This is a genomic window from Terrabacter aerolatus (genome assembly GCF_007991735.1).
Lineage (GTDB): Bacteria > Actinomycetota > Actinomycetes > Actinomycetales > Dermatophilaceae > Terrabacter > Terrabacter aerolatus.
In genome coordinates, this window is the sequence record NZ_BJYX01000011.1 from 112663 (window position 1) to 125655 (window position 12993).

Here is a 12993-nt window from a genome sequence, read left to right on the forward strand (position 1 = left end):
GGTGCCTCGGACGGCGAGCGGGTCGCCCGCCGGGGTGATGCTCAGTACGCGTCGAGGATGTCGACGACGAAGACCAGGGTGTCGGTGCCGGAGATCTTCGGCGGGCTGCCGGCCTTGCCGTAGCCGTCGGTCGGCGGGATGACGAGCAGCACGCGGCTACCCACCTTCTTGCCCACGAGCGTCTTGTCCCAACCGGGGATGACCCCACCGACGCCGATCGGGAAGTCGGCGGCCGCGCCGCGCTGCCACGAGGAGTCGAAGACGCTGCCGTCCTTCCAGAGGACGCCGTGGTACTGGGCGCTGATGGTCTGGCCCTTCTGGACCGTGGCACCGGTGCCCTGGATCAGGGTCGCCTGCTGGGTGGTCGTCGGAGCGGCCGACTTCGGGACCGTGACGGTGGGCTCCTTGGTGGGGCCGTTCTTGAACTCCACCTTCGGCAGCCCGGCCGGTGCGGCCGCCTGCGTGCCGTCGACCTGGGTCAGCGGCGTGTGCACGTCGGCGATGTCGGCCACGACGACGATGGTGTCGGTGCCCTTGACGCCGAGCTGCTCGTTGCCGGCCGAGCCGAAGCCCTTGTCCGGCGGGATGGTGAAGGCGATGCGTCCGCCCTTCGTCGCGCCGACGAGGCCATCGGTGAAGCCGGCGACGATGTCGGTGCGGCCGAGGCGGTAGCCCTCCTCGGACCGACCGGCGGCGTAGCCGTCGTCGATGAGCTTGCCGGTGGTGCCGTTGTAGATCTGCGCGCGCAGGCGCACGGTGTCGGCCTTGGTCGCGGCCTTGCCGGTGCCCGGCGTCAGCACCTTGTGCTCGACGACCTTCGAGCTGATGGGCGTGGCGCCCAGGGTCACCTTCGGAGCCGTCTTCAGGTCGACGGCGCCGGTGGCGGTGACGCTCTTGAGGGCGGCGGCGGCCGAGGTGGTCGCGGTGCCGTTGGATCCGGACGTGCTCGACCCGCACGCGGCGACGGTCGTGAGCCCGAGGGCGGCGATCAGGGCAGCGGCCGTGCGAGCGGCCGTACGGTTGGGGCGCACAGGGAAGACTTTCGGTCGGGGCGGGCGGGCGTGGAGGTCCCGCTGGGCAAATCCCAGCCACTGTAACGCCCACCCTTGTGCAGGTTGCACAGCCCACTGACAGGTCGGGATGGCACGGGAGACCGCCTCCTCAGAGCGGGCGCTGAACCGTCGGGGACCGGTCGATGGTCTCCATGACCCGCTCGACCCGCTCGTCCACGGACCGGAAGGGGTCCTTGCACAGCACGGTGCGCTGGGCCTGGTCGTTGAGCTTGAGGTGTACCCAGTCCACCGTGAAGTCGCGGCCGTGGGCCTGGGCCGCCCGGATGAAGTCGCCGCGCAGCTTGGCCCGCGTCGTCTGGGGCGGTCGCACCTTGGCCTGAAAGACCTCGACGTCGGAGGCGACCCGAGCCGTGCGACCGTGGCGCTGGAGCAGGTAGAAGAGCCCGCGACGGCGGTTGATGTCGTGGTAGGCGAGGTCGATCTGCTGGATGCGCGCATCGGTGAGGGCCAGACCGTGCTTGGCCCGGTAGCGCTCGATGAGGCGGTACTTGATGACCCAGTCGATCTCGGTGTCGATGGCGCCGAGGTTGCCCGAGCCGATCGCGTCGAGGGCACGACCCCAGAGGTCGATGACCTGCTTGGTGTCGGGGCTGTCCATGCCCTCGCGGTCGACGAACTCGACGGCCTTGTCGAGGTACTCGCGCTGCATGTCCAGCGCTGACAGCTCCCGGCCGTTGGCGAGCCGGACGGTGGCCCGACCGCTCGGGTCGTGGCTCATCGTGCGGATGGCCCGGATGGGGTTCTCCATCGACAGGTCGCGCATGACGACGCCCGCCTCGATCATCCGCAGCACGAGGTCGGCACTGCCGACCTTGAGCAGGTTGGTCGTCTCGGACATGTTGGAGTCACCGACGATGACGTGCAGGCGGCGGTACTTCTCCGCGTCCGCATGGGGCTCGTCGCGGGTGTTGATGATCGGCCGGCTGCGGGTCGTCGCCGACGACACGCCCTCCCAGATGTGGTCGGCCCGCTGGCTCACGGCGAAGCTCGCGCCGTGAGCCGTCGCGACGACCTTGCCGGCGCCGCAGACGATCTGCCGGCTGATGAGGAACGGGATGAACATGTCCGAGACGCGCTGGAAGTCCCCGCCGCGGCCGTACAGGTAGTTCTCGTGGCAGCCGTAGGAGTTGCCGGCGGAGTCGGTGTTGTTCTTGAAGACGAAGATCTCGCCCTCGACACCGTCGTCACGCAGGCGGCCCTGGGCGTCCTCGACGAGGCCCTCGAGGATCCGCTCCCCCGCCTTGTCCTGGATGACGAGCTCGCGCACCGAGTCGCACTCGGCCGTGGCGTACTCCGGGTGCGAGCCCACGTCGAGGTAGAGGCGAGCACCGTTGCCGAGGAACACGTTGCTCGAACGGCCCCAGGCGACGACCCGGCGGAACAGGTAGCGGGCGACCTCGTCCGGAGTCAGGCGCCGCTGGCCCTGCGTCGTGCAGGTGACGCCGTACTCGTTCTCGATCCCGAAGATCCGCCGCTCCATGGAGCAACTCTAGGCGGCCCGACAGCGGGCCGCCCGGAACGGGCGAACCACCACCACCGCGCCGCGACGCCTGAGGGCGAGCAGTGGCCCGATCGACATGCCGACAGTCGTGCCAGCGGCGGACAGGGCTGACACAATGGCCGTCGTCCCCCTCATGCCGTACCCCTCCACCATCCCCTGCATTGGACGGAAATGATCGACAGACCACACTTCAAGTTCTCCCGCCGTGGCTACGAGCCCGAAGAGGTCGACTCGTTCATCGAGTCGCAGAACCGCACTCTCCAGGCCGCCAAGAAGGACGCCGCCGAGCGCAGCGTCGAGCTGACGAAGCTCAACGCCGCCCTGACCGACCTGCGGGGACAGCTCGGTCAGCAGTCGCGCGTCATGGCCGACCTGAAGAAGAACAGCTCGCCGTCCCCGTCGCAGACCTTCTCCGACCTCGGCGAGCGGATCGCGCAGATCCTGACGCTCGCCGACCAGGAGGCCGGCGAGATGCGCTCGCGCGCGACGTCGGAGGCCGACGAGATCCGGGAGCGTGCCAACCGCTCCGCGGCCGAGCTCAAGGCGACCACCGCGACCTACGGCGAGCAGGCGCGCGCCCGCGCCGACGAGGAGGCCGTGCGCATCATCGCCCAGGCCAACCGCGAGGCCCAGGCCATCGTGGCCGAGGCGCAGAGCGTCACGGCGGCGCAGCGGCAGGAGGCCGCTGCGGAGTTCGAGGCGCACCGGCTCAAGGCGTCCACGGCTTCGGCCGAGCTCGAGGTGAAGCTCGCCGCTCGTCGGGAGTCGGCCGACGCCGAGTTCGAGGCGCGTCGCCAGCAGCAGGAGGCGGCACTCAGCGAGAGCGAGTCCCGGCTGCGCCAGCTCACCGAGCGTGCCGAGCACGACGCGCACGAGATGCGTGCCCGGGCCGAGCGCCTGCTCGAGAGCGCCCAGTCCCAGGCCGACCAGATCGTCTCCGAGGCCCGTGACCACGCGTCGCGGCTGCGGGAGGAGTCCGACCGCGAGCTCGCGGCCGCGACGGCCCAGCGCGACAGCATCACCGCGCAGCTCGGCAACGTCCGCCAGATGCTCGCCACCCTCGGTGGCGGCGCGCTGATGGACTCCCTGGGCGCCCCGGACAAGCCGGCCCAGCCGGCCCAGGTCGCCGACGCCCAGCAGCCCGTGCCGGTGCCCTCCCAGTCGTCCGCCGACCCGGCCGACGAGGACGGGGACGCCGACGAGGCACGGCAGTCCGCCGAGGCGACGTCCGAGGCGGATCAGCCCGAGGACGCCACGGCCGACTCGACCGACTCGCCCGACTCGACCGACTCGCCCGACGCGGCCGCCGACGACGAGCAGGGTGACCAGCAGGGCGACGAGGACGCGGCCTCCTCGTCCTACGGCTCCGACCAGTCGTCGTACTACCAGCGCAGCGCGTCGGGCAACGCGGTCGGCGCCAACCGCCGCTGAGGACACCGTCCACGACGAAGGCCGCTCACCACGATGGTGGGCGGCCTTCGTCGTGCCCGTGCCAGGGCGACGGTCTGTCGTCAGGCCGGCGGCGCAGCAGGCCCGGGAGAGCCGGGAGGCCCTGCAGGTCCGGCACCATCGGAAGCTGACCCTGCTCCACCGGGGGCACCCGGATCTGGCTCTGCCGCGGTCGAGTCCGCGCCGAGGACGCCCGCGGGCGCATCCGTAATCTCGCGGCGCTCAGCCGACTCAGCCGACTCACCGGGCTCGCCGAGCAGCCGCGTCAGCAAGGGGCCGACGATGCGCCGGAAGGAGCGGCGAGGACGGTCGCGGTCGAGGACGGCCACCTCGAGCTGGGCCTCGTCGAGGGGCCGGCGCTCGCCGTTCTCCCCGGTGGCGAGCACGTCGACGGCGAGACGGAGGACCTCGCTCAGGCTCATGCCCGGGCGCCAGCCCGTGCCGAGCCGTTCCTCGGCCACGTCACTCGCCCCACCCATCGCGACGAAGCCCTGCTCGTCGGCGACCGACCCGTCGTAGGTCAGCCGGAAGATCTGGTCGGCCCCGCTGTCGGCTCCGACCTCCGCCACGACGATCTCGATCTCGAAGGGCTTCGACTCCTGGGTGAACACCGCGCCGAGGGTCTGGGCGTAGGTGTTCGCCAGGGCGCGCGCCGTCACGTCGGTGCGGTCGTAGGAGTAGCCGCGCAGGTCGGCATACCGGATCCCCGCGACCCGCAGGCTCTCGAACTCGTTGTAGCGTCCGACGGCGGCGAACGCGATGCGGTCGTATATCTCCGACACCTTGTGCAGGGCCCGCGACGGGTTCTCGGCGACGAAGGCGATGCCGCGGTCGTAGCCCACGACGACGACCGAGCGCCCACGCGCGATCCCCTTGCGCGCGAAGTCGGCCCGGTCCTTCATCACCTGCTCGGGCGGGACGTAGAAGGGCATGCTCATCGGGCACCTCCCGGATTGTCGCGCCGTGCCGCGACGACGCGCTCGACGTGCTGCTCGAGGAGGTCCTGCGCGACGAACCGCGCGCCGGAGTGGTCGACGACCGCCACGGTGGGCCAGATCTGGCGCCCGAGGTCCGGGCCACCGGTCGCGGAGTCGTCGTCGGCCGCGTCGTAGAGGGCCTCGATGGCGACGGAGACGGCCTGCTGCTCGTCGAGACCGGGCCGCCACAGCTTCTTGAGGGAGCCCCGGGCGAACACGGACCCCGAGCCGGTCGAGTGGTGACCACCCTCGACGTAGCAGCCGCCCGTGACGTCGTAGGAGTAGATGCGGCCCGTGGCGGACTCGAGGTCGAAGCCGGCATACGTCGGCACGACCGTCAGGCCCTGCATCGCGAGCGCGAGGTTGCCACGGATCATCGAGGCGAGACGGTTGGCCTTGCCCTCGAGCGACATGATGGCGCCCTCGATCTTCTCGTAGTGCTCGAGCTCCACCTGGTAGAGCCGGACCAGCTCGATCGCGATCCCCGCGGTCCCGGCGATGCCGACGACGCTGTAGTCGTCGGCCGCGAAGACCTTCTCCATGTCGCGGTTGGCGATGACGTTGCCCATGGTGGCCCGTCGGTCACCGGCCATGATGACGCCGCCGTCGAAGAGCAGCGCGACGATGGTGGTGCCGTGCGGCGCCTCGATGCTCGCCCCGGAGGGCAGGCGCCGGCCGGCGGGCAGCAGCTCGGGGCGGTAGGCGGTGACGAACTCGGTGAACGACGACGACCCCGCACTGAGGAAGGCGTCGTCGAGGCGCCGCGACCGTCCCGGGAAGGACTGGGTCACTGGCCGCCCTTCTGGACGAAGCCGCGGACGAACTCCTCGGCGTTGGACTCGAGGACACCGTCGATCTCGTCGAGCACGCTGTCGATGTCGTCCGACAGCCCCTCCTTGACGGCGGCGCCGGCGGGCGCGGTCGGGGGTGCGTCGGGTGTCTCCGGCGGCTCCTCGTCACGACGCTGCGGCTTGGCGTGCTCCTGACCCGGCATGGCTACCTCCCAGACGTGTTGGACCCTTGCCCCGACCCTAACCCGTGCGGGCCTCCGAGTCCGAGGACCCTCCGGCGGCGGGTGAGCAGGGTGCGCGGTGGCTGCAGCGGGCCGGCGCCGACTACTCGGGAGTGGCGAGTCCGCGCAGCAGGTCGCCCACGTCCGCGCTCTGCTCGAGGAGGGTGCCCACCTGGGCGCGCGTGCCGCGCTCGGGCTCGAGGAGCGGCACCCGCTGGAGGCTCGCCCGGCCCGGGACGTCGAAGACGACCGAGTCCCAGCTCGCCGAGAAGACGTGGGAGGTGAAGCGGCGCACGCACTCTCCGCGGAACCAGGCCCGGGTGTCCTCGGGCGGCGTCGTCTGGGCGCCCTTGACCTCCTCCGGCGTCACGAGGTCGCGGAGCATGCCGCGGTCACGGAGCCGGTGCACGAGGCCCTTCTCGGGGCGCACGTCGGCCCACTGGATGTCGATGGCGGCGAGACGGTGGTCGTCCCACGACAGGCCGTCGCGGGCGCGGTAGCCCTCGAGCAGCTTCAGCTTGGCGACCCAGTCGAGCAACGGGGCGCACGACATGACGTCGCTGCCGAGGCCGGTCAGCACCTCCTCCCACAGGCTCATCACCTCGGCGGTGGCCGCGGGCTCGGGGTCGTCGCCGCGCGCGTCGAGCCACGCGCGCGCCGCCTCGAGGTACATCCACTGCACGTCGAGAGCGGTCATCGTGCGCCCGTCGACGAGCTCGACCGTGGCCGTGAGCGACGGGTCGTGCGAGACCGTCTGCAGCGCCGCGACCGGACGTCGCACGGACCAGTCCTCGGTGAGGTGGCCGTCCTCGATCATGCCGAGCACGAGGGAGGTGGTCCCCGTCTTGAGCAGCGTCGCCACGTCCAGGTGGTTGGCGTCGCCGATGATGACGTGCAGCCGCCGGTAGCGGTCGGCGACGGCGTGGGGCTCGTCGCGGGTGTTGATGATCGGTCGCTTGAGCGTCGTCTCGAGGCCGACCTCGGTCTCGAAGAAGTCCGCCCGCTGCGAGATCTGGTAGCCCGCTCCCCTGCTGTCGACGCCGATGCCGACCCGGCCAGCGCCGCAGACGACCTGGCGCGTCACGAAGAACGGGATGAGGTGGCGCACGATGTCGGGGAAGGCGGTGCGCCGCGGCATGAGGTAGTTCTCGTGCGTGCCGTAGGACTGGCCCTTGCCGTCGGCGTTGTTCTTGTAGAGGTTGACCGGCGCCTGTCCGGGCCGGGCGGCGAGCAGGCGCACCGACTCGAGCGCGATGGCGTCTCCGGCGCGGTCCCACGTCACGGCGTCGCGCGGCAGGGTGACCTCGGGCGAGCTGTACTCCGGGTGCGCGTGGTCGACGTAGTACCGCGCGCCGTTGGTCAGCACGACGTTGGCCAGCGTCGGGTCCTCGACGTCGGTCAGCTGGCTCGGGTCGGCGCTCTGGCGGTCGAGCTGCCATCCACGGGCGTCGCGCAGCGGGTCCTCGAAGGCGTAGTCCCAGCTCGACTGGTTCGAGCGGATCCCCTGCGCGGCGGCGTACACGCTGACGACCTGCCCGGAGAGGAACATCGGGTTGGCCATCGGGTCGCCGGGCACCGAGATGCCGTACTCGGTCTCGAGTCCCATGATCCGCCGCACCGTCATGGCCCGACGATAACCGTCCGGACCGCCGCTTCCGCGCGCGGTCCGGGGTCGTGCGACGGCGTATGCCGTGTGCCCGGCTCTAGATCGCCCCGACCTTCTGCAGCCGGTTGAGCGAGAACCAGCCGAACGGGATCGGGAGCCAGTAGGTGGCGAGGCGGTAGAGCAGGACCGAGGAGACCGCGGTGCCGCTGTCGACGCCGATGGAGATGAGGCCGAACGACATGGCGGCCTCGATGCCGCCGAGGCCGCCGGGCGTGGGGACCGCCGAGCCGACGATGGCACCGGCGAAGTAGACGACCGCGATGGCAGCGACCGGCGCCTGCGCCCCGAAGGCCCTCGTCGCGCAGACGAGAGCGGCCACGAACGACATGTCGAGGAGCAGCGCACCGCCGAGCAGCTGGGTGAGCTTGGCGGGGTGCTGCAGGACGGCGAGCACCTGGGGCAGGGCGGACTTGACCTGCGGGAGAACCCGGTCGGTGAGCAGGCCGCGCACCTTGGGCAGCGCCAGGAGGCCGAGCAGGAGGATGACGACCACGAGGATCGCTGCGACGAGGACCGGCGACGGGCTGAAGGACACGGCTGGGCCGGTGCCCGCGAGCACGCCGGAGATGACGAGCAGGACGAAGTAGGAGCAGAACTGGGCGACCTGGGCGACCCCCACGCTCGCGCCCGCCATGGTCGGAGACAGGCCGGAGGTCTGGAGGTAGCGCGTGTTGAGCGCGATGTTGCCGACGGCGGCCGGGGCGACGAGCCCGCTGAACGCGACGGCGAGCTGGGTCATGTACGTGCGGACGAAGCGCAGGTGGATCTGGACCGCCCCGGAGAGCGCGACCGAGGCACCGGCGAACGTCGCCGCTGCGAAGAGTCCGAGGAGGGCGGCCCACCGCCAGTCGGCGGTGGTGACGACCTTGCCGATGTCGACCTGGGCCAGCTGGGTCAGCAGGACGTAGCCGGCGATGCCGCCACCGAGCAGGGTCACGACGCCTCGGGGCGAGATGCGTCGCAACTGGACCGGCTCGACGGCCTCGGCCCGCGGCCGGAGGGCGACGAGGCGTTCGCGCAGCTCACCCATGACCGACTTGGAGGCCTTGAGCGCGGCTCGCGCGTCAGGGCTCAGCGCGACCGGCTGGAGCACGGGCACGGCACGCAGCACGGCATCCTCGCCGAGCACGGCGACGGCCGAGTCCACGGTGCGCTCCGGGCCCACGCTCAGCGCCACCGTGGTGAGCAGCTGCGCCAGGTCGATGCGCAGGCTGATGTCGTCGGCTGCGACGTCGCCGCTGCCGAGCCTCGACAGCGCCACCCCGCCGTGGTCGTCGACGAGGATCGTCGACGGTCCGAGCTGACGGTGCACGAGGCGTCTGCGGTGCAGGGTGCCCGCGAGGCGCCAGATCGCGGCGAGTCGGGCATCGTCCAGGTCGCCGTCGAGCTCGCTGAGCGGCGTGCCCTGCGGCTCGTCATAGGCGATGACGGCCGAGAAGGGCCCGACCTCCGAGACGGCCACCGGCTTCGGGGCCCGAACGCCGGCGTCGTGCAGCGCCAGACCCATGAGGGTGCGGTGCTCGACCTCCGAGCGCAGGGTGAGCGCGGGTGGGCGGGTGAAGCCGCTGCGCAGGCGCAGCACGCGGAGCAGGCGTCGCCCGGAGGCGAGCCCGAAGGTGTCACGGTCGATGACGTGGACGTCGAGCGGGCCCTGGGTGGTCTGGCCGAGGTAGCGGCGGTCGCCGGCGTCGTTGGCGTCGATGAGCTCCAGACGGGTCAGCGGCAGTCCGCCCGAGACGAGCACCGCGGCCACCTCGGTGCCCGGCGGGCGCGTCGAGGTCACTCCGAACACGAGGCGGGAGCCGAGACCGACCATCCAGCCGATGAGGAGGGAGCACGCGAGGGCGGCCAACGTCATCGCCCCGGAGAGCAGCGTGGTGACGAGGGTCGCGATGACCACCGTGGTCGCGATGGGTGAGATCCACTTGCGTCCCGAGATGTCGGCGACCGTGAGCAGGGCGAGCATCGCAACGATGACGATGTCGAGCGGCCCCGTGTGACCCGTCGTCGTCGGGCGCGTCAGCACGTCGGTGACGAAACCACCGTTGCCGGACTGGACGAGGACCGCGAGGACGATGACGAGGACGCCTCCGACGACGGCCGTGCCGAGCGCCTGGATCAGCTGCATGGGCCGGCGGCGAACGAGCAGGTCCGCCCCGACCCCGATGGGCAGCAGCAGCACGCCGATACCGCTCATCCAGCCGAGGAGGGTCAGGAGCAGCCGGGGCAGCCCGCTCGTGGCATCGGTGAGGTCCTGCTCGACCGCGCCCCGCGTTCCGGCGGCGAGATCGGCGATGAGCAGTCCGAGGACGAGCAGCACGAGGGCGGCCGCGAGGCGCACGCCGTCGGCGGGCCGGCGGACCCGCTCCGGGATCGGGGGCTCGACGACCTCCACGTCGATCGGCGCCTCGGGGTCCGGGGACTGCCGGCCATCCACGTCCCGCTCGTCGGGCCGGTCGTCGGGACGCTCGTCGCGCCGTTCGGGCGCGTCGGAGGGGTCGGCGGTGTCAGGTCGCCCGTCCCTCTCGGCGCGGGTGTCGGCGTTGCCCGCCGTCTGGTGCATGGTCTCCCCCGTGGTCTCGTCCGACAGCTCAGCACGGGCGGCGCCAGCCCCGTCCCTGGGGGGCTGTGTCCTCTCCGAGTTGCCGGGCATGGGTCAATCCTGCACGAGGCACCCGCAGAAACGCTGGAGGCCGCCGTGACCACGCCACGCCGGTCCTCCACGCAGGTCCCCGGGCTGGTCGCCCGGCTCCGGGGACGAGCGCGCCCGACGCCCGCCGCGCGAAGCCTCCGGATGCGGTGCGAGACTGACGCCGTGACGGTCAGTGACTCCTGGGACATGCCCCTGCGCACCAAGCTCCTCGCCCGGGCCCTGAGCCGCTCACGCGGTGCCGACCGGATGCAGACGTACGACGAGATCGCCCGCAGCAGAGCGTGGTTCGCTCCGGCGAGGATCCCCTTCACGTGGGTGACGGGTCCGGTGCCGCGCAGCGTCGCGATCGCGGGCACGGGCTTCCGGGCGCGTGACGGGCACGAGGTGGCCGTGCGCACGTACCGGCCACGTGACGCCGCCGGTGAGGTCCTGCCCGCCGTGCTCTGGTTCCACGGGGGTGGTTGGGTGCTCGGCAACACGCGGGGCTACGACCCCATCTGCGCCTGGATCGCCGACCGTGCCCGGGTCGCCGTGCTCAACGTCGACTACCGCCTGGCCCCCGAGCACCGGGCGCCCCAAGCCGCCCACGACTGCGTCGACGCAGCCCGCTGGGCCGCGTCCGAGGCCTCGGGACCGGACCTGCGGCACACCGGTCTCGGTCTCGCCGGCGACTCGGCCGGCGGCAACCTCGCCGCTGTCGCCGCCCAGGTGCTCCTCGCCGACGGCGGCGCCGACATCGCCTACGAGGCACTCCTCTACCCGGCCGTCGACGCCACGATGAGCTCGCCGTCCGTCACCGAGCACGCGCAGGCCCCGATCCTCACCCGCGGCGACATGGACATGTTCCTGGCGCACTACCTCGGGGACGGCGACGACGCGCTCGACCCGGTGCACCCGCTCGTCTCCCCGCTGCACGCCACGGATCTCTCCGGACTGCCGCCCACCCTCGTCCAGACGGCGGACCTCGACCCGCTCCGCGACGAGGGCGCAGCCTACGCCGCACGGCTTCAGGCGGCGGGCGTCGAGGCCAGGCACACGAACTACCCGCGCGTCCCACACGGCTTCATGAGCTTCCCCGGCGCCACCCGGGTCGGGGCTGCGGCACGCACCGAGCTGGTCGACTGGGTCTCACGCCACGCGAGACCCGGAAGGGTCGGATAGTCTGCGAACGCACGCGAGTCTCGTGAGGGATGGTCTCGAAGTGAACGACGTCGTCGTGTTCAGCGGCTCGGCGCACCCCGCCCTGGCCGACCGGATCTGCTCCCACCTCGGGGTGACCCGGTCCCCCGTCGACATCAAACGGTTCAGCAACGACTGCCTCCAGGCACAGCTGCTCGCCAACTGCCGCCAGCGCGACGTCTACATCGTGCAGCCGCTCGTGCCGCCGACGCAGGAGCACCTCATGGAGCTGCTCCTCATGATCGACGCAGCGCGCGGGGCCTCGGCGGCGCAGATCACCGCCGTCATGCCGCACTACGCCTATGCGCGGTCGGACAAGAAGGACGCCTCTCGCATCTCCCTCGGCGGGCGGCTCGTGGCCGACATGATCTCCACCGCAGGCTGCCACCGAGTGCTGACGATGGCGCTGCACGCTCCGCAGGTGCACGGCTTCTTCTCCACCCCGGTCGACCACCTCACCGCCATCGGTGTGCTCGCCGACCACTACCGCGACAACGACCTGACCAACTCGATCGTCGTCAGTCCCGACCTCGGCAACGCCAAGGTCGCGACCCAGTTCGCCCGCCTGCTGGGGCTGCCCGTGGCCGCCGGGTCCAAGCAGCGCGTGGCTGACGACCGCGTCGTCATCGACTCCATCGTCGGCGACGTCTCGGGGCGTCGGGCCATCATCCTCGACGACGAGATCGCGACGGGCGGCTCGATGCTCGAGCTCATGGACCGGCTCAAGGACGCCGGAGCCACGGAGGCGGCCATCGTGTGCACCCACGGCCTCTTCGCGGGCAAGGCGGTCGAGCGTCTGCGCGACCACCCGTTCGTCACCGAGGTCGTCACCACCGACACCGTGCCGGCGCCGCCCGGGTGGCCGGAGCTCAAGGTGCGCTCCGTGTCGGCGCTCTTCGCCGAGGCGATCAGCCGGATCCACCACGGCCGCTCGGTGAGCTCGCTCTTCGAGGGCGTGGACCCCACGCACGCGCCCCCGCAGGCCAGGCTCCCCTTCGACCCGCAGACATGACGCGCACCCCCTGGTGGCGCCGCCCACCCGTCGCCCTCGGGCTCGACGTCCTGCTCGTGCTCGTGTTCGCCGGGGTCGGGCGAGCGAGCCACGACGAAGCCGGACCCGTGCTCGGCGCCGTGCTCACCGCGTGGCCGTTCCTCGTCGGGACGGCTGCCGGCTGGCTCGTCGTGCGCGTCGTCCGGCGCACCTGGCCGGTCGACGTCGGGCCGGGTGTCACGGTCTGGTTCGCCACCGTCCTGGTCGGTATGCTCCTGCGCCACGCCGTGGGCTCGGGCACGGCCGCGAGCTTCATCGTGGTCGCGTCGGTCGTGCTGGCGCTGTTTTTGCTCGGCTGGCGGGCCCTGGGAGCGTATGCCGTCCGCCGAGCCCGCACCCCGCACCCGAGCTGAACCCCTCCAGACAGCACCCGCCACCACCCGACATCACCCGACATCACCGAGTGGCCACGTCTGGCCCCCGCGGTGACCT

At 71.8% G+C, this 12993-nt stretch carries 11 protein-coding genes; 4 read left to right on the forward strand and 7 right to left on the reverse strand.

The window, feature by feature from the left end:
- Nucleotides 1-41: 41 nt before the first annotated feature.
- Together TAE01_RS11825 and pafA are read right to left on the reverse strand one after the other, a co-directional pair.
- Entirely contained in the window at nucleotides 42-1031 is a 990-nt protein-coding gene (locus TAE01_RS11825; RefSeq protein WP_147066639.1) for an FKBP-type peptidyl-prolyl cis-trans isomerase, read from the reverse strand.
- Nucleotides 1032-1161: 130 nt separating this feature from the next.
- Nucleotides 1162-2553 (reverse strand): Pup--protein ligase, encoded by a 1392-nt coding sequence (pafA, locus tag TAE01_RS11830; protein ID WP_147066641.1) that lies wholly within the window; start codon nucleotides 2551-2553, stop codon nucleotides 1162-1164.
- A gap of 192 nt (nucleotides 2554-2745) precedes the next feature.
- Between pafA and TAE01_RS11835 the strand changes: the two genes are divergently transcribed.
- The gene (locus tag TAE01_RS11835) at nucleotides 2746-4005 is read left to right on the forward strand and encodes a coiled-coil domain-containing protein (RefSeq protein ID WP_147066643.1); all 1260 of its coding nucleotides are present in this window, start codon (nucleotides 2746-2748) and stop codon (nucleotides 4003-4005) included.
- A gap of 80 nt (nucleotides 4006-4085) precedes the next feature.
- Here TAE01_RS11835 and prcA read toward each other — a convergent pair whose 3' ends face one another.
- The 5 genes from prcA to TAE01_RS11860 all read right to left on the reverse strand — a co-directional run bounded on the left by prcA (nucleotide 4086) and on the right by TAE01_RS11860 (nucleotide 10241).
- Nucleotides 4086-4961 carry a proteasome subunit alpha gene (prcA, locus tag TAE01_RS11840; protein ID WP_147066645.1) on the reverse strand — a complete coding sequence of 292 codons (876 nt, stop codon included), beginning with the start codon at nucleotides 4959-4961 and terminating at the stop codon, nucleotides 4086-4088.
- Nucleotides 4958-5791, reverse strand: coding sequence for a proteasome subunit beta (prcB, locus tag TAE01_RS11845; protein WP_147066647.1), 834 nt, complete (start codon nucleotides 5789-5791; stop codon nucleotides 4958-4960). Before prcB ends, prcA begins: the two co-directional genes overlap by 4 nt.
- A complete protein-coding gene (locus TAE01_RS11850) occupies nucleotides 5788-5994 on the reverse strand; it encodes a ubiquitin-like protein Pup (RefSeq protein WP_147066649.1) in 207 nt (68 codons plus the stop codon). Before TAE01_RS11850 ends, prcB begins: the two co-directional genes overlap by 4 nt.
- 121 nt (nucleotides 5995-6115) lie before the next feature.
- Nucleotides 6116-7636: a depupylase/deamidase Dop gene (dop, locus tag TAE01_RS11855; RefSeq protein ID WP_281289287.1), complete on the reverse strand. Its 1521-nt coding sequence runs from the start codon at nucleotides 7634-7636 to the stop codon at nucleotides 6116-6118.
- Nucleotides 7637-7715: 79 nt separating this feature from the next.
- Nucleotides 7716-10241 (reverse strand): lysylphosphatidylglycerol synthase domain-containing protein, encoded by a 2526-nt coding sequence (locus TAE01_RS11860; protein WP_246111298.1) that lies wholly within the window; start codon nucleotides 10239-10241, stop codon nucleotides 7716-7718.
- 252 nt (nucleotides 10242-10493) lie between these two features.
- Between TAE01_RS11860 and TAE01_RS11865 the strand changes: the two genes are divergently transcribed.
- The 3 genes from TAE01_RS11865 to TAE01_RS11875 are packed head-to-tail and all read left to right on the forward strand — an operon-like array spanning nucleotide 10494 to nucleotide 12914.
- Entirely contained in the window at nucleotides 10494-11492 is a 999-nt protein-coding gene (locus TAE01_RS11865) for an alpha/beta hydrolase (RefSeq protein ID WP_186815164.1), read from the forward strand.
- Between the two features lie 40 nt (nucleotides 11493-11532).
- Nucleotides 11533-12522, forward strand: coding sequence for a ribose-phosphate diphosphokinase (locus TAE01_RS11870; protein WP_147066654.1), 990 nt, complete (start codon nucleotides 11533-11535; stop codon nucleotides 12520-12522).
- Nucleotides 12519-12914 carry a DUF3054 domain-containing protein gene (locus TAE01_RS11875; RefSeq protein ID WP_147066656.1) on the forward strand — a complete coding sequence of 132 codons (396 nt, stop codon included), beginning with the start codon at nucleotides 12519-12521 and terminating at the stop codon, nucleotides 12912-12914. The genes TAE01_RS11870 and TAE01_RS11875 overlap by 4 nt, the downstream gene beginning before the upstream one ends.
- Nucleotides 12915-12993: the final 79 nt, after the last annotated feature.